General features: G+C 65.1%; 15 protein-coding genes and 1 pseudogene. 5 read left to right on the forward strand and 11 right to left on the reverse strand.

All coding sequences use genetic code 11. The features are described 5' to 3' along the window. From purF to FOM02_RS22390, 4 genes are all read left to right on the forward strand, one after another. The gene (gene purF, locus FOM02_RS22375; protein WP_027557545.1) at positions 1-1,512 is read left to right on the forward strand and encodes an amidophosphoribosyltransferase; all 1,512 of its coding nucleotides are present in this window, start codon (positions 1-3) and stop codon (positions 1,510-1,512) included. Between the two features lie 141 nt (positions 1,513-1,653). After that, positions 1,654-2,394: an SDR family NAD(P)-dependent oxidoreductase gene (locus tag FOM02_RS22380; protein WP_027557544.1), complete on the forward strand. Its 741-nt coding sequence runs from the start codon at positions 1,654-1,656 to the stop codon at positions 2,392-2,394. A gap of 78 nt (positions 2,395-2,472) precedes the next feature. Further along, positions 2,473-3,618, forward strand: a complete 1,146-nt coding sequence (locus FOM02_RS22385; protein WP_027557543.1) for a hypothetical protein — start codon at positions 2,473-2,475, stop codon at positions 3,616-3,618. A gap of 167 nt (positions 3,619-3,785) precedes the next feature. Further along, a complete protein-coding gene (locus FOM02_RS22390; RefSeq protein ID WP_027557542.1) occupies positions 3,786-5,012 on the forward strand; it encodes an ABC transporter substrate-binding protein in 1,227 nt (408 codons plus the stop codon). A 102-nt stretch (positions 5,013-5,114) separates the two neighbouring features. On the opposite strand, the gene FOM02_RS22395 is transcribed toward FOM02_RS22390, so the two are convergent. From FOM02_RS22395 to FOM02_RS22430, 8 genes and pseudogenes are all read right to left on the reverse strand, one after another. After that, entirely contained in the window at positions 5,115-6,371 is a 1,257-nt protein-coding gene (locus FOM02_RS22395; RefSeq protein WP_265442128.1) for a TCR/Tet family MFS transporter, read from the reverse strand. Next, on the reverse strand, positions 6,368-7,750 hold the full coding sequence (der, locus tag FOM02_RS22400) for a ribosome biogenesis GTPase Der (protein WP_027557540.1): 1,383 nt from the start codon (positions 7,748-7,750) through the stop codon (positions 6,368-6,370). Before der ends, FOM02_RS22395 begins: the two co-directional genes overlap by 4 nt. Before the next feature lie 104 nt (positions 7,751-7,854). Next, positions 7,855-8,316, reverse strand: coding sequence for a hypothetical protein (locus FOM02_RS22405; RefSeq protein WP_265442129.1), 462 nt, complete (start codon positions 8,314-8,316; stop codon positions 7,855-7,857). 30 nt (positions 8,317-8,346) lie between these two features. Then, positions 8,347-9,000 carry a tetratricopeptide repeat protein gene (locus tag FOM02_RS22410; RefSeq protein WP_027557538.1) on the reverse strand — a complete coding sequence of 218 codons (654 nt, stop codon included), beginning with the start codon at positions 8,998-9,000 and terminating at the stop codon, positions 8,347-8,349. Between the two features lie 168 nt (positions 9,001-9,168). Continuing rightward, on the reverse strand, positions 9,169-10,761 hold the full coding sequence (locus tag FOM02_RS22415; RefSeq protein ID WP_027557537.1) for a class I adenylate-forming enzyme family protein: 1,593 nt from the start codon (positions 10,759-10,761) through the stop codon (positions 9,169-9,171). Between the two features lie 72 nt (positions 10,762-10,833). After that, positions 10,834-11,418, reverse strand: a complete 585-nt coding sequence (locus tag FOM02_RS22420) for an NnrU family protein (RefSeq protein ID WP_027557536.1) — start codon at positions 11,416-11,418, stop codon at positions 10,834-10,836. Between the two features lie 71 nt (positions 11,419-11,489). Continuing rightward, the gene (locus FOM02_RS22425) at positions 11,490-12,068 is read right to left on the reverse strand and encodes a hypothetical protein (RefSeq protein WP_027557535.1); all 579 of its coding nucleotides are present in this window, start codon (positions 12,066-12,068) and stop codon (positions 11,490-11,492) included. Between the two features lie 230 nt (positions 12,069-12,298). Continuing rightward, positions 12,299-13,920, reverse strand: a pseudogene (locus FOM02_RS22430) (peptide chain release factor 3). Positions 13,921-14,077: 157 nt separating this feature from the next. Here FOM02_RS22430 and sugE point away from each other — a divergent pair. Then, positions 14,078-14,392 carry a quaternary ammonium compound efflux SMR transporter SugE gene (sugE, locus tag FOM02_RS22435; RefSeq protein WP_027557533.1) on the forward strand — a complete coding sequence of 105 codons (315 nt, stop codon included), beginning with the start codon at positions 14,078-14,080 and terminating at the stop codon, positions 14,390-14,392. Here sugE and FOM02_RS22440 read toward each other — a convergent pair. The 3 genes from FOM02_RS22440 to FOM02_RS22450 all read right to left on the reverse strand — a co-directional run bounded on the left by FOM02_RS22440 (position 14,385) and on the right by FOM02_RS22450 (position 17,225). Continuing rightward, on the reverse strand, positions 14,385-15,389 hold the full coding sequence (locus FOM02_RS22440) for an inorganic phosphate transporter (RefSeq protein ID WP_027557532.1): 1,005 nt from the start codon (positions 15,387-15,389) through the stop codon (positions 14,385-14,387). The two genes, sugE and FOM02_RS22440, sit on opposite strands and share 8 nt — an antisense overlap. Positions 15,390-15,458: 69 nt before the next feature. Continuing rightward, positions 15,459-16,103 (reverse strand): DUF47 domain-containing protein, encoded by a 645-nt coding sequence (locus tag FOM02_RS22445; protein ID WP_027557531.1) that lies wholly within the window; start codon positions 16,101-16,103, stop codon positions 15,459-15,461. Positions 16,104-16,256: 153 nt separating this feature from the next. Then, positions 16,257-17,225, reverse strand: coding sequence for a branched-chain amino acid ABC transporter permease (locus FOM02_RS22450; RefSeq protein WP_027557530.1), 969 nt, complete (start codon positions 17,223-17,225; stop codon positions 16,257-16,259).

The raw sequence follows: 17,225 nt of genomic DNA on the forward strand, positions 1-17,225 counted from the left end.
ATGCGACACCCTGACCAGGACGCCCACACTGAACTCGATCCCGGCTCCGCCGCGCTAGAGCTTCAGGACGACCTGGAGGGAGATACGCTTCGCGAGGAATGCGGCGTATTCGGCATCTATGGACATCCGGACGCCGCCGCCATCACCGCACTCGGCCTCCATGCCCTTCAGCACCGCGGCCAGGAAGCCGCCGGCATCGTCTCCTATGACGGCAGCCGCTTTCACTCGGAACGCCGCCTCGGTCTCGTCGGCGACACCTTCTCCCGCCGCGAGGTGATCGAGCGCCTGCCCGGCAACATGGCAGTCGGCCATGTCCGCTACTCGACCACCGGCGCCACCATCCTGCGCAACGTGCAGCCGCTGTTCGCCGAGCTCAATGCCGGCGGTCTCGCGGTCGCCCACAACGGCAACCTCACCAACGGCCTGACGCTGCGCCGCGAGCTCGTGAAGCACGGCGCGATGATGCAGTCGACCACCGACACCGAGGTGATCCTGCATCTGGTCGCACGCTCCAAGCGCGCCCGCTTCATCGAGCGCTATATCGACGCGCTGCGCGAGATCGAGGGCGCCTATGCGCTGGTCTCGCTGACCAACAAGAAGCTGGTCGGCGCGCGCGACCCGCGCGGCATCCGCCCGCTGGTGCTCGGCGAGCTCGACGGCTGCCCGATCCTGACCTCGGAGACCTGCGCGCTCGACATCATCGGCGCGCGCTTCATCCGCGACATCGAGCCGGGCGAAGTCATCGTGTTCGACGAGAACGGCCAGGACATCCACAAGCCGTTCCCGCCGATGGCGCCGCGCCCCTGCATCTTCGAATACATCTATTTCTCCCGGCCGGATTCCATCGTCCACGGCCGCTCGGTCTACGAGGTGCGCAAGGCCTTCGGCGCGCAGCTCGCGCGCGAGAGCCACGTGCCGATCGACGTCGTCGTGCCGGTGCCGGATTCCGGCGTGCCCGCCGCGGTCGGCTACAGCCAGCATTCCGGCGTGCCGTTCGAGCTCGGCATCATCCGCAACCACTATGTCGGCCGCACCTTCATCCAGCCGACGCAGGCGATCCGCGAGTCCGGCGTGCGCATGAAGCACTCGGCCAATCGCGCCGCGATCGAAGGCAAGCGCATCATCCTGATCGACGACTCCCTGGTGCGCGGCACGACCTCGAAGAAAATCGTGCGCATGATGCGCGATGCCGGCGCCAAGGAAGTGCATTTCCGCCTTGCTTCGCCGCCGATCCTCTACCCCGACTACTACGGCATCGACCTGCCCGATCGCGGCGGCCTCCTGGCCGCGACGCATTCGCTGGAGGAGATGCGCGAGATCATCGGTGCCGACTCGCTCGCCTTCCTGTCGATCGACGGCATGTACCGCGCCATGGGCGAGCCCGGCCGCGACCCCGCCAATCCGAAATTCTCGGACCATTGCTTCACCGGGGCCTATCCGACCCACCTCACCGACCAGACCCAGACCGAGCCGCAGCCGCGGCAATTGTCGCTGCTGGCGGAGGCGAGCTGACGCTGAAAGCGTCATCCCGGGGGCGATGCGAAGCATCGAACCCGGGATCTCGAGATTCCGGGTCTGGTGCTTCGCACCATCCCGGAATGACAGGTGCGGATGGGGGCTTGTCCCGGCCGTTCACGCCTGTAAAACCCCGCCATGACAAAGCCACTCGCCAACCGCATCGCTCTCGTCACCGGCGCCTCGCGCGGCATCGGTTTTGCTACCGCCCTCGCGCTGGCAAAGGCCGGCGCCCATATCGTTGCGACCGCGCGCACGCAAGGCGGGCTGGAAGAGCTCGACGACGAGATCCGCAAAGTGGGCGGCAGCGCCACGCTGGTGCCACTGAACCTCACCGATTTTGACGGCATCGCGCGGTTAGGCGCTGGCCTGCACGAGCGCTACGGCAAGCTCGACATCCTCGTCGGCAATGCCGGCGTGCTCGGCCCCTCCTCGCCGGTCGGCCATATCGAGCTGAAGACCTTCAACGACGTCATGGCCGTCAACGTCTCCGCCAACTTCCAGCTGATCCGCTGCATGGAGCCGCTGCTGAGGCAATCCGATGCCGGCCGCGCCGTGTTCATCACCTCGGGCGCCGCCAACAAGGCAACCGCCTATGTCAGCCCCTACGCCGCCTCCAAGGCCGCACTGGAAACGCTGGCGCGCGCCTGGGCGCAGGAGACCGCGAACACGCCTATCCGCGTCAACCTGTTCAATCCCGGGCCGATCCGTACCCGCATGCGCGCCACCCTGATGCCCGGCGAAGACCCTGTGACGCTCGACACGCCCGAGCAAGTCGCCGAATTCATCGTGCCGCTATGCGCCCCCGACTGGACCGAGACCGGCAAGTTCTACGACTACAAAACCCGCACCCTGATGAGCTTCCGCCCGCCGGCCTGATTGACTCAAGTGCCTCCCCGCGATTGACTGCCCGCGCCTAGACGGCAGCAAGCCGCAGGCCAAAAAAGGGAGGTCGCCATGACACCATGGCATCGCGCAGGGCTTTCGCGTGCGCTCGCAAATGTCTCTCACGCTTTTTCCATCCTGATCGCAGCCATTGCGTTCGTTCTTCCGGGCGTTGCGATTGCCGGCGATGTCCCGACCTTCGCGGTCGATCCCTCCTGGCCAAAGCAGCTGCCGAACAACTGGATCCTCGGCCAGGTCGGCGGCATCACCGTCGATTGGCAGGGCCACATCTGGGTCATCCATCGCCCGCGCTCGCTCACCGACGATGAGAAAGGCGCGAGCCTCAATCCGCCGCGCTCCAAGTGCTGCGTCTCGGCGCCGCCCGTGCTCGAGTTCGACAGCGACGGCAACCTCCTGCGCTCATGGGGCGGTCCGGGCGAAGGCTATGAATGGGTCGGCCGCGAGCACGGCATCGAGGTCGACGAACGCGGCTTCGTCTGGGTCGGCGGCAATGCCGACAACGACAACGCGATCCTGAAGTTCACGCTGGACGGCAAGTTCGTCGCGCAGATCGGCAAGATCGCGCCGAGCCTCGGCAGCAACGACACGACGCAGCTCGGCAAGCCCGCCGAAACCGCGCTCGACAAGGAGGCGAACGAGATCTACGTCGCCGACGGTTACGGCAACCGCCGCGTCATCGTGTTCGATGCGACGACGCTCGCCTACAAGCGGCACTGGGGCGCCTACGGCAACAAGCCCGATGACGCCAAGCAGGCGGCGTACGATCCCAAGGCGCCGGTGTCGCAGCAATTCGGCAACCCCGTCCATTGCGTGAAGCTCGCGAATGACGGCCTCGTCTATGTCTGCGATCGCATCAACAACCGTATCCAGGTGTTCAAGAAGGACGGCACCTTCGTGAAGGAGTTCTTCTTCGAGAAGAACACGCTCGGCAATGGCGCGGTGTGGGACATCGCGATCTGGCCCGATCCGAAGCAGACCTATCTGCTCAGCGCCGACGGCGAGAACAACGAGATCAGGGTCATCAAGCGCGACGACGGCAGTGTCGTCGGCAGCTTCGGCCATAACGGCCGCAATGCCGGGCAATTCCACTGGGTGCATGCGATGGCGGTCGACGCCAAGGGTAACGTCTATACCGCCGAGGTCGATACCGGAAAACGCATCCAGAAATTCAAGCTGACCTCGGACGCGCTCAAATAGCGTCTCAACGCATTTTGCCCAAAAGTTAACCGACGGATGACGCTACGACGCAGCGTCATCCGGCTTTAGGCGCATTGCCGGGACCTGCGGGACACGGTAGAGCGATCAGCCGGAACAAGGCTCCGCAAGAGAGCCGTCCGCATATTTGACAATGGAGGAAACCTTTTATGACGACGACGTTCGCGCGCCGCTCCGCGGCCCTTCTGGCCTGCGCCGCTTTCGGTTTTGCCACATCCGCCTACGCTCAGGACAAGACTGTCACGATCGGCGTGCTCAATGACATGTCCAGTCTCTACGCCGACATCGGTGGCCCCAACTCCGTGGTGGCAGTCAAGATGGCGGTGGAGGATTCCGGCCTGGCTGCCAAGGGCTGGAAGATCGAAGTCGTCAGCGGCGACCATCAGAACAAGCCGGACATCGGCGTGAACATCGCGCGGCAGTGGATCGACACCCAGAAGGTCGACATGATCACCGACACGCCGAACTCCGGAGTAGCTCTGGCGGTCAGCAACGTCGCCAAGGAAAAGAACGTCGTCCTGCTCAACAATGGCGGCGCCAGCGCCGACCTCACCGGCAAGGCGTGCAACGCCAACACCATCTCCTACACCTACGACACCTACATGCTCGCCAACGGCACCGGTAAGGCGCTGACCAAGGCCGGCGGCGACACCTGGTTCTTCCTGACCGCCGACTATGCGTTCGGCGCCGCGCTCGAGCGTGACACCAGCGCGGTCGTCACCGCGAATGGCGGCAAGGTGCTCGGTGGTGTCAAGCATCCGCTCAACACGTCCGACTTCTCCTCGTTCCTGCTGCAGGCGCAGAACTCCAAGGCGAAGATCGTCGGGCTCGCCAATGCCGGCGGCGACACCACCAACTCAATCAAGCAGGCGGCCGAGTTCGGCATCGTCGAAGGCGGCCAGAAGCTCGCCGCGCTCCTGCTGTTCATCAACGACGTTCACTCGCTCGGCCTCAAGACCGCGCACGGCCTCACCTTCACCGAATCGTTCTACTGGGACCTCAACGAGGGCACGCGCGCCTTCTCGAAGCGTTTCCAGGATAAAACCGCCAACAAGGCGATGCCGTCGATGACGCAGGCCGGCAACTATGCCGGCGTGCTGCATTACCTCAAGGCACTCGAAGCGCTCGGCGGCAACCCGCATGACGGCGCCAAGGTCGTCGCCAAGATGAAGGAAATCCCGACCGACGATCCGCTGTTCGGCAAGGGCCCGCTGCGCGAGGACGGCCGCCGCATCATCCCGGCCTATCTGTTCGAGGTGAAGAAGCCGGAGGAGTCGAAGGGGCCGTGGGACTATTACAAACTGGTCGCGACCATCTCGGCTGAAGACGCGGCCAAGCCGCTCAAGGACAGCGAGTGCCCGCTGGTGAAGAAATAGCCCAATCGACGCTGCCGTAGGGTGGGCAAAGGCGCGCAAGCGCCGTGCCCACCTTCTCTACACGACTACGCGAAGTGGTGGGCACGCTTCGCTTTGCCCACCCTACGGGACCGTCTTCGTGGCATTCAGCGCCCGCATCGCAATCATCACGCACACCACCATCAGCGCCGCCGCCAACAGAAATGGCGCGCCGGGCAGATGCAGCGGCGCGCTGGCGCCGATGAAGTAGGAGAACGTCAGCGTGAACAGGAACGGGCCGACGAGCTGCGAGACACTCTGCACGCTCCCGGTTGCGCCCTGCAACTGGCCCTGCTGATCGGGCGCGACCAGCCGTGTCATCAACGATTGCATGGCGGCGCCCGAAATGCCCCATAGCGACATCACGGGAATGCCGATCCAGAACAACGGCCCGGTCGGCGCGGCGCCGAAGATCACGAAGCCGATCGCGCCACAGCACAGGCCGAGCACCAGCGCTTTGCGCTCGCCAAGCACGCCCACGATCGGGCCGATGGCGAGCCCCTGCACCACCATGGCGCAGATGCCGACCATCGCGAGCGTCAATCCGACCGTCTTGGAATCCCAGCCGTAGCGATAGGTCGCATACAGCACGAAGGTCGAGGGCAGCACGACATGCGCGACCTGCGCGATGAAATTGACGATCGACAGTCCGGCCAGCGCCGCATTGGACCGCAGCAGATGCAGCGCTCCGACCGGATTGGCGCTTCTCCAATGGAACGGCGCGCGCTTCTCGGGCACCAGGGATTCCGGCAGGACGAACAGCCCGTAGAGCGCATTGGCGAAGCTGAGGGCCGCCGCCGCCCAGAACGGCAGCCGCGGATCGATATCGCCGAGCAGGCCGCCGAGCGCCGGACCGAGGATGAAACCGGCGCCGAAGGCAGCGCCAATCCTGCCGAAGATTGCCGCGCGGCGTTCTGGCGGCGTGATGTCGGCGATATAGGCAAACGCGGTCGAGATGCTGGCCGACGTGATGCCGGAGATGACGCGGCCGATGAACAGCCAGGTCAGGGACGGCGCCAGCGCCATCAGCACATAATCGGCGGCGAGCCCGAAATTCGACAACAGCACCACCGGTCGCCGCCCGAAGCGATCGGAGAGTGCGCCGAGCACCGGCGAGAACACGAACTGCATCAGCGCCCAGGCGGTGCCGAACAGGCCGAAGATGCGGGCCGCATGCGCGGTGTCGTTGTCGACGAAGCCCTCGATCAGCTTTGGCAGGACCGGCATGATCACGCCGAGCGCGACCATGTCCAAGAGGATGGTGACGAAGATGAAGGCGACCGCGCCGCGCCGGACCGGCGCTGTGCCCTGCGCCACCGCCTCGCCGGCGCCGTCGCTCATGACGGCCGCTTGCGCTTGTGCGCGAAGGGATTGGCTTTCTCGCGCAGGGTGATGCGCACCGGCGTGCCCGGCAGCTCGAACGTCTCGCGCATGGAATTGGTCAAATAGCGCAGATAGGACTGCGGCACGGCATCGGCGCGCGAGCAGAACAGCACAAAGCTCGGCGGGCGCGCCTTGTTCTGCGTGATGTAGTTCAGTTTCAACCGGCGGCCGGACACCGCGGGCGGCGGATTGGCCTGGATCGCCTGCTCGAACCAGCGATTGAGTGCCGAGGTCGGCACGCGCCTGTTCCAGACCGCATAGGCATCCTGGATCGCCTGCATCAGGCGGTCGATGCCCTCACCCATCAGGCCGGAAACGGCGACGATCGGCACGCCCTTGACCTGCGGCAGCCAGTGATCGGCATCGCGGCGCAGGCCCGAGATCGCGCCGCCGCCCTTGGTCTCCATCAGGTCCCATTTGTTGACGGCGAGCACGACGGCGCGGCCCTCGCGCTCGATCAGATCGGCGATGCGCAGGTCCTGCTCCTCGAAGCGGTTCTGCGAGTCCATCATCAACACAACGACTTCGGCAAAGCGCACCGCGCGCAGCGCATCCGCGACCGAGAGCTTTTCCAGCTTCTCCTCGATGCGCGAGCGCCGGCGTAGACCCGCGGTATCGAACACGCGGAATTCGCGGCCCTTCCAGTTGATCTCGACCGCGATGGAATCGCGCGTGGTGCCGGCCTCCGGGCTCGTCAACAAACGTTCTTCGCCGAGCAGATGGTTGATCAGCGTCGACTTGCCGGCATTGGGCCGGCCGACGATGGCGACCCGGATCGGGCGCGTCGCGGCTTCTTCTTCCGAGAGCGGCGCGTCGTCCTCATCCTCATCTTCCTCGACAGGCTCCGGCATCAACTTGGCAAGCTCGTCGTAAAGCTCGCCCATGCCCTCGCCATGCTCGGCGGAGATCTGGATGGGATCGCCCAGACCAAGCGCGAACGCTTCCATCGCACCGGCATCGCCATGCTTGCCTTCGCTCTTGTTGGCGACGAGCACCACCGGCTTGTTGGCCTTGCGGGCGAAATCGGCGAAGGCGCGATCGGTGGGCGTGAGGCCGATGCGGGCGTCGATCACGAAGAACAGCGCGTCGGCCTGCGCGATCGCGGTCTCGGTCTGCTCCTGCATCCGCGCGGTCAGCGAACCCTTGGCACCCTCGTCGAGGCCGGCGGTATCGATGATGGTGAACTGGAGGTCGCCGAGCCTGGCCTCACCCTCGCGGCGGTCACGGGTGACGCCCGGCAGATCATCGACGAGCGCGAGCTTCTGTCCGACCAGGCGGTTGAACAGCGTCGATTTGCCGACATTGGGCCGGCCGATGATGGCGATCGTGAAGGACATCGGTCATTCGTGCGCTGCCGGGGCTGCGCCTGTCAATGCAATGGAGGTAATTGTTTGAGCATGATCTTTTCGGAAAACCGCTTCACACTTTTCCGGATCATGCTCTAGCGCGAGAAGCTGCCGCTCGGCAGCGGCGCCGGGAAGCCACCCTGCGACTGCTGCTGCGTGGTCTGGGCCGATTGTGCCGGCTGCTGTTGAACGGTCTGGTCCGGTGGCGGCGCGGTGGTGCGCTTGCGGACGATTTTCTGCTTGGGCGCCGGATGCTTGCTCTTCTTCGCCTTGGCGCCCTTGGCCGGTTCGGGCGGCGGCGGCTCGGTCGGCAAGGCCGCAACGGCACCCGCGTTCGGATCGGGCTGTTGCTGGGCGCCCTTGTACAGCTCCTTCGGGACGCCCTGCTCGAGGCCCGGGACACCTTCCGGGAACACCGGTTTGCGGTCACCCGGCAGCTTCTTCTTGGTGTCGAGGAAGTCGAGCATGTCGCTTGGATCGAAGCTGGAGCAGCCGCCCAGGACACCCGTGAAGGCGATCAGGACGGCGGCTGCGATCAAGCGTGGCGTGCGGCGCATCTTGTGTCTCGTTACGTCAGAGGTCCGTCGTCAGCTTTTGGCGACGGGCGGCAGCAGAGCCTGGAGCGCCTCGGCGCGCGAGCGCAGGCCGGGCGGCGTTTCGCCGTCTTCGGCAATCGTATCGAGCCATTTGCGCGCGGCGGTCGCGTCGTTGTTGCGCCAGGCCGACAGCGCCAGCATCTCGCGCGCGCTGTGGCGGAATGTCGATTTGGGCGCGGCCGAAGCCTCCAGCCGCTGCTGCATGTCGGCATAGGACGCGCTGTCGAGCAGCAAGCCGGCGGCACGAATCTTGGCCAGATCCTGCCACTCGCCACCCACACTGCGGTCGGCGGCGATGTCGTCATACATCTTCGCGGCTGCCTTGGGATCGCGGGGGGCGGCCTCGGCCGCAGCGCGCAGTCTCGACAGCGTGCGATAGCCCGACGGCGCCTTGGCGGCGAGCTCGGTGAAGGCGGCTTCGGCCTCGGCGTGCTTGTTCTGGTCGGACAGCTCGACAGCCTTCTCGAAGGCGGCGCCGGCCTCGGCGGCCTTCTTGGCCTCCAGGTACTGATAGCCGCGCCAGCCGCCGACGGCGGCCACGATGAGCACCATCAGGGCGATGAAGTAGATCGAATATTTATCCCACAGCTTCTTGAGCTGTTCGCGACGTACTTCCTCGTCGACTTCGTCAAATAATTCAGACACTTATGCCAATCCCATGCCCGTCCCGGTGCGCGCGCCAGTGCGTCCGCGTCAGGAATCCCGTCCCCGTGTGGCGGCGAGGTACCCTAACGATATGGCGGTGGCAAGGCAAAGCCAGCCCGATCAAGGCGTTAACCACCCCGCAGGAGCCCGGAAGACCGCCCGCCCGGCTCAGGCTCCCGGGAGCTCCCGCAGCTGCCGCTTCAGCACCTTGCCATTGGCATTGCGCGGCAGCGGCTCGGCGGTGATCGCCATGGTCTCGGGGACCTTGTAGTCGGACAGCCGTTCCGCGCACCAGGCCCGCAAGGCGTCGGCGGCCACGGGCGCGCGTGTCACCACGACGGCATGGACGCGCTCGCCCAGCACCGGGCACGCTTTGGCGATGATCGCGCTCTCGACCACCGCGGGGTGGCCGGCCAGCACAGACTCGACCTCGGCGGAATAGATCTTCAGCCCGCCGCGGTTGATCATGTCCTTCTGCCGGTCGAACACGCGGACGAAGCCTTCGGCGTCGACCGAGCCGAGATCGCCGGAGTGCCAGAATCCGGCGGTGAAGCTCTCCGCCGTCGCCTTCGGATTGTTCCAGTAACCTTTGATGACCGAGGCGCTCTGGATCCAGAGCTCGCCGATCTCGCCGGGCGGCAGCTCGCGCCCGTCCGTCCCCATCGCGACGATGCGCGCACCGGGGCACGGCAGGCCGACGCTATCGATGTGGCTCGCGGTCAGCTCGCCCGGCATGATCGTCGACGGCGACGTCGTCTCAGTGGCGCCGTAGCAGTTCGCAAGCTTCAGACCGGGGATCGTCGCCTTGAGCTTCTCGATGGTCGCGACCGGCATCGGCGCGCCGCCGAAGCCGCCGATGCGCCAGCTCGAGAGATCATAGCTGTCGAAATCGGGCTGGAGCAGGCAGAGATTGTACATCGCCGGCACCATCACCGTGTAAGTGACGCGCTCGCGCGCGGCGAGCTTGAGATACTCTGCGGCCTTGAACTCCGGCATGATGATCAGCGCGCCGCCGCAGCGGATCATCGTCGTGATGTTGGCGACGACGCCGGTGACATGGCCGAGCGGCACCGCCGCGATCGAACGGTCCGTTTCCGTCAATTGCAGGCAGGACACGAACACCATCGAGGAATGCACGATGTTGCAATGGGCGAGCATCGCGCCCTTCGGCTTGCCCGTCGTGCCCGAGGTGTAGAGGATCATCGCGGTGTCCTCTTCGCCCACCTCGACAGGCGCCGGTGCCGGAGGATTGTCCGCCAGCATGCCAAAACGCGACAGGGCCGGATCGCTGTCGATGGCGATGCGGTGGATCACATCGGGGACATCCGATGCATCGGGCAGCCGGTCGGCAAGTCCTGCCTCATGGATCAGGATCCTGGCGCCGCAGTCGGCGAGCACATAGGCGATCTCGGGTTTCTGCTGGCGCGTGCTCAGCAGCACCGTGACGAGGCCCTCATGCGCGGCGGCAAACAGCAGCAGCGGAAACTCGATGCGGTTGCCGAGCAGGATCGCAACGCGATCGCCGCGTTGCAGGCCGAGCTTGCGGAAACCCGCCGCGATCCGCGCGGCCTGCTCTACCGCCTGCCGCCAGCTCAGGCGGACGTCGCCTGCGATCAGCGCTTCGCCATCGGCATTGCGTGCGCAGGCGTCCGCAATCATGGCCCACAAGCTCGCCGGACGGTCCCAGAACGCCGGCACCGCCCGATCGCCAAAGCGCGCCTCGAGACGCATCGGCGGGATCTGAGATTGCCACCAGTCCATCGGAATGCCTCGGCTTGTTGCTCTTGTTATCTTCCGCGCACGGACGTGCAGGCCGTGTCTTGTGCCGATCGGCTACACCCCCACGACGGGAACACCGATCACCACCGGATGGAACGCAAACGCCAGAGCCAGATAGGCAACGACGCCCACAGCAACAGCGATCAGATCGTTGGTGACGCCGCCCACCGGGATCGGCGGCCCGCCAGCGTCCTTGCGATGCTTGAGCGAAATGCGGTCATACACCGCCCAGCCCAGGAACGAGCCGAACAGGATGATGGAGCCGAGATCGCCATTGGCGAGCAGATGCGCTGCCGCCCACAGTTTGATGCCCGCCAGCATCGGATGCTTCAGCGTCGCATAAATGCGGCCGCGCAGGTAGGAGGCGACCACCAGGATGACCGCGGGCAGCATCAGCGCGAGGGTTATGTGCTTGAGCGCCTTCGGCGGATACCAGACGTCGATCCAGCCGGAGCTACGATAATGGGCAAAGCCCCAGATGATCAGCGCCAGCCCCGCAAGCGAAACGACGGAGTAAAGGAGCTTGTAGGTCCCCTCGCCCAGCCTCACGATGGCTTGCGCGCGCGCCTCGCGTTTCGTGGTGAAACCATGGGCCGCGAAAAACAGCACCAGCCCCAGGATCATGACCAGCAGACCCACGACATCCTCCCCTCGTCCAACGCCCCCGCCCATGGCGTATCATCGATTGGCCGCCGGTCGCAACTGACGCGCTATTTGCCGAGCCCCCGATTGTCGACGTAGCGGATCGCGATCGGCCGGCCCGCCAGCGCGCCGCCGAGGCCGCTGGTAAATTTCAGCGGCAGACAGGCTTTCAGCGATGAATTGATCGCGTTGAGGTAGGTCGTTCGGATGTCGGCGGGGACGCCCGCGGTCGCGTATGTCAGGCGCGGCGGGCCGATCAGGCCGCCCGCCTTGTTGAAGCTGAAGCGCACCGACATCTGCATGCCCGCCCGCGCATTATCGGAGGGCGGCAACCAGCAGCTGCGCAGCTCGGCGAAGAGGTCGCCGATCGTGTCGAGGTCGTGATCCGGCCTTTGATATTTGGCGCGATCGGCGTCGGACGGAACGCTCTCGACCGTGAGCTGGAGATTCTGGCCGTACGGATAGTCGATCTCGGGAATGCAGGGGCCGGGCTCGAGCGGGCTGCAATAAGACGGCGTACAGGGCCGGCCGTCGAGCACGCTGCACGGCTCGTGTGAAAACGGGATCGGATTGATCTGGCGCGGCCGCGCGTCGGCGGCGATCGTCGACATCGCCAGCAGGAACAGAACGAGGATGCCGCGCCACATGATGCGAGCTCGCGATGTCACACGAGTTGAAGGTGGCATTGCCTCTGACAACGTCAAGCCTGCGGACGTTCACATGCTTGCGTTCGAGCACGCTGTCGTCGCCCGGCTTGACCGGGCGACCCAGTACGCCGTGACGGCAATGATTGAATCGATGGGCTGCGGCGTACTGGATTCCCCGCCTTCGCGGGGAATGACAGTGGGGCGTTTGGCCAGTGGCGGGCGAGAGCGCCCTACCCCTTCTTCTTGACGTCCTTGACGTTGGTGAACTCGATGCCCTCGGCGCGCTCCCTGGTGTAACCGAGATAGAACTCGTTCCGCGCCAGGTACACGGGATCGCCGTCGACATCGTCGGCGATGCTGGACGTGTTGGCGGCGATGAAGGTGTCGAGCTTCTTGCGGTCCTCGGAGGAGACCCAACGCGCAAGCTGGAATTCGCTGACCTCGAACTCGACCGGCAGCGAATATTCGGCTTCGAGGCGCGCCTTCAGCACGTCGAGCTGAAGCGCGCCGACCACGCCGACCAGTGCCGGCGCGCCGTCGCGCGGGCGGAACACCTGGACCACGCCCTCTTCCGACATCTGCTGAAGCGCTTCCTTCAGCTTCTTCGCTTTCATGGCGTCGGTGAGCCGCACGCGGCGAACGATTTCCGGCGCAAAGCTCGGCACGCCCACGAAATTGAAATCCTCGCCTTCGGTCAGCGTGTCGCCGATGCGCAACGTGCCGTGATTGGGAATGCCGACGACGTCGCCGGCAAAGGCCTCGTCCGCGACCGAACGGTCCTGCGCGAAGAAGAATTGCGGGCTCGACAGCGGCATGCTCTTGCCGGTGCGCACGAGCTTGGCCTTCATGCCGCGGCTGAGCTTGCCGGAGCACAGGCGCGCGAAGGCAATGCGGTCGCGGTGGTTCGGATCCATGTTGGCCTGGATCTTGAACACGAAGGCGCTCATGCGCGGATCTGTCGCCTCGACCTTGCGCTGGTCGCTGTCCTGCGCGCGCGGCTCGGGCGCGAACTTGCCGAGGCCTTCCAGGAGGTCGCCGACGCCGAAATTGCGCAGCGCGCTGCCGAAATAGACCGGCGTCAGATGCCCTTCGCGAAACGCGTCGAGCTCGAATGGTTTTGAAGCTTCGGTGACGAGCTCGAGTTCGTCCTTCACAGCAGAGGCGTCGAGATTGGCGTTGAGCTTGGCGAGTTCGGCGATCGCGATCTGCTGCGCCGCGCCAGTCTTGGCGCGCCGCCTTCGAGCAGGCGGACACCGCCATTGATGACGTCGTAGGTGCCGAGGAAGTCGCGGCCGCGGCCAACCGGCCAGGTCATCGGCGTGGTGTCGAGCGCCAGCGTCTTCTCGATCTCGTCGAGCAGCTCGAACACGTCGCGGCTCTCGCGGTCCATCTTGTTGATGAAGGTGATGATCGGGATGTCGCGCAACCGGCAGACCTCGAACAGCTTGCGGGTGCGCGCCTCGATGCCCTTGGCGGCGTCGATCACCATGACCGCGGAATCGACCGCGGTGAGCGTGCGGTAGGTGTCTTCCGAAAAGTCCTCGTGGCCCGGCGTGTCCAGGAGGTTGAACACGAGGCCCTCGAACTCGAAGGTCATGACCGAGGTCACGACCGAGATGCCGCGCTCGCGCTCGATCTTCATCCAGTCCGAGCGCGTATTGCGCCGTTCGCCCTTTGCCTTGACCTGGCCGGCGAGGTTGATGGCGCCGCCGAACAGCAGGAGCTTTTCGGTCAGCGTGGTCTTGCCGGCGTCTGGATGCGAGATGATCGCAAAGGTCCGCCGACGCGCCACTTCGGCGGCAAGCGGGGAACGGGCCGGCGATTCGGCTGTGGTGGTGGCGATGTCGGACATGGCGGGAGCGTTTGGCAGGGAAAATGGGCCTGATCAAGCCTGATTTGGTGATTGCGGAGCCCTTCAGCCAGCCCCATATCGCCGTTTGGGAGGGACGGCCCTCCTTTTCACAACTAATCGCCAGCGGGGACGACCCTGCCTTGAATGGAGGGTCGTCATGGCCTGGAGCATCCTGTTCGTCGCCGGTCTTCTCGAGATCACCTGGGCGATCGGGCTGAAGTACACCGAGGGTTTCACCAGGCTTGTTCCGTCCGTCGTCACGCTCGCGGCGATGGCCGGCAGCGTCATCCTGCTGGGATTTGCCCTCAAATCCCTGCCCGTCGGGACCGCCTATGCGGTCTGGACCGGGATCGGCGCGGTCGGCACTGCCACGCTCGGCATCTTCCTGTTCGGCGAGCCCGCCACCGCCTTCCGCCTCGCCAGCATCGGGCTGATCGTTGCCGGCATCGTCGGGCTGAAGCTCGTCACCTGAAGAGCTGGACTGCCCACCAGGTCAGCGCGGCCACGATGGCCGAGGCCGGGATGGTGATCACCCAGGCATAGACGATCGAGCTTGCGACGTTCCAGCGCACCGCCGAAACCCGGCGGGCGGCACCGACGCCGACGATGGCGCCAGTGATGGTGTGGGTGGTCGAGACGGGAACGCCGAGAAACGTCGCCATGAACAGCGTCGCGGCGCCGCCCGTCTCGGCGCAGAAGCCCTGCATCGGCGTCAGCTTGGTGATGCGCAGGCCCATGGTGCGGACGATGCGCCAGCCGCCCATCAGCGTGCCCAACGCCATCGCCGCCTGGCACGACAGCACCACCCAGAACGGCACCGAAAATTCGCCGCCGAGATGGCCCTGCGAATAGAGCAGCACGGCAATGATGCCCATGGTCTTCTGCGCGTCGTTGCCGCCATGGCCGAGCGAATAGAGCGAGGCGGAGGCGAATTGCAGGATGCGGAACGCGCGGTCGACCGCAAACGGCGTCGAGCGCACCGAGAGCCAGGACACGATCGCGACCAGCATCATCGCGAGAAAGAAGCCGACCAGCGGCGACAGGACGATCGCCAGCACCGTCTTCGACAGACCGCCCCACACCGCCGCCGAAATCCCCGCCTTGGCCATGCCGCCGCCGACAAGGCCGCCGATCAGCGCATGCGACGAGGAGGACGGGATGCCGAGCGCCCAGGTCACGAGGTTCCAGACGATGGCGCCGATGAGAGCGGCGAAGATCACCTGGGCATCGACGATCGAGGGATCGATGATGCCGGTGCCGATGGTCTGGGCGACGTGCAGGCCGAACACCATGAAGGCGATGAAATTGAAGAAGGCGGCCCAGAGCACCGCGAACTGCGGCCGCAGCACGCGGGTCGACACGATGGTCGCGATCGAATTGGCGGCGTCGTGCAGGCCGTTCAGGAAGTCGAACAGCAGCGCGACGGCGATCAGTCCGACCAGGACGGGAAGACCCAACGCGGCATCCACGGCGGCCCTGCCTTACTCTTCGCGCATGATCTGAGCGGAAAACCGCTGCACACTTTTCCGGATCATGCGCTAGACCTGCTCGATGACGATGCTGTTGATCTCGTTCGCGACGTCGTCGAAGCGATCGGCCACCTTTTCGAGGTGGTCGTAGATCTCGACGCCGACGATGAAATCCATCGCGTTGCCATCGCGATGCTTGAGGAACAATTCCTTCAGCCCGATGTCGTGGAGGTCATCGACACGCCCCTCGAGCTTGGTCAGCTCCTCCGTGATGGCTGTCAGCATCGCGACGTTCGGCCCGATCGATTGCAACAGCGGCAAAGCGCGTCCGACCAGATTGGCGCATTCGATCAGAAGCCCGCCGATCTCGCGCATCGGCGGCTCGAAGGCGCGGACCTCAAACAGCATCACCGCCTTTGCGGTCTGCTGCATCTGGTCGATGGCGTCGTCCATCGAGGTGATGAGGTTCTTGATGTCACCGCGATCGAACGGCGTGATGAACGTGCGTCGCACCGCCGTCAGCACCTCGCGGGTGACGTTGTCGGCCTCGTTCTCGAACTGGCTGACCCGCTGGCAATAGACCGGCGTCTCCTCGCCGCCATTGAGCACGCCCTGGAGCGCAAACGCGCCCTGAATCACGGTCTGGGCATGGCGGTCGAACAGTTCGAAAAAGCGCTCTTCCCTGGGAAGCAGAGCGCGAAACCAACGCATCATGGGTCGCTACCGGCTCGAAATGGCCCGGCCCGAACGAGCCGTCACAAAACTGTCATAGACCATTTCGACGCCGCGCGCGTGTCTTCTCACACCCGCGGCGCCGGATCATCCACCGCTTTAGCGCACCAATGAAATTGATGCGATATCAATGATTTAGAGCGAACGCCGGAAGTAATGGGCGATTTCGCCAATGACGCCGCGGCGGAAGGTGAGCACGCAGACCACGAAGATCGAGCCCTGAATCACCGTCACCCACTGGCCGAAGCCCGCCAGGTATTGCTGCATGGCGATGATCGCGAAGGCACCAACCACCGGGCCGAAGATGGTGCCGAGACCGCCGACCAGCGTCATCAGCACGACCTCGCCCGACATCGTCCAGTGCACGTCGGTGAGCGAGGCGTTCTGCGCCACGAACACTTTCAGCGCACCGGCAAAGCCCGCCAGCGTCCCCGACAGCACGAACGCCAGGAACTTGTACTGGTCGGTGCGATAGCCGAGCGAGATCGCGCGCGGCTCGTTCTCGCGGATCGACTTCAGCACCTCGCCGAACGGCGAATTGATGATGCGATAGATCAGCAGGAAGCCGGCGAGGAAGCCGACCAGCACGACGTAATAGAGCACGGTCGGCTTCGACAGATCGAGCACGCCGAACATGCGTCCCTGCGGAATGCCCTGGATGCCGTCCTCACCATGGGTGAACGGCGCTTGGAGATAGATGAAGTACAAGAGCTGCGACAGCGCCAGCGTGATCATCGAGAAATAGATGCCCTGGCGGCGGATCGAGATGTAGCCGGTGATGATCGAGAGCCCGAAAGCCGCGGCGATACCGACGAGAATGCCGAGCTCCGGCGGCAGCGCCCACACCTTCAGCGCATGCGCGCTGCAATAGCCGGCCGTGCCCATAAACATCGCGTGGCCGAACGACAGCAATCCGCCGTAACCGATCAGCAGGTTGAAGGCGCAGGCCAGCAGCGCGAAGCACAGCGCCTGCATCACGAAGAACGGATAGACCCCTGTGAAGGGCACCGACGCCAGCAGCAGCGCCATCACCACGAAGACGATCATCTCGTCGCGCACCGCGCGCGGGGTTACCGAAAGCGTGTCGTCCGTCAAGGCTGTCAT

The organism is Bradyrhizobium sp. SEMIA (assembly GCF_014844175.1).
GTDB classification, from domain to species: domain Bacteria; phylum Pseudomonadota; class Alphaproteobacteria; order Rhizobiales; family Xanthobacteraceae; genus Bradyrhizobium; species Bradyrhizobium arachidis.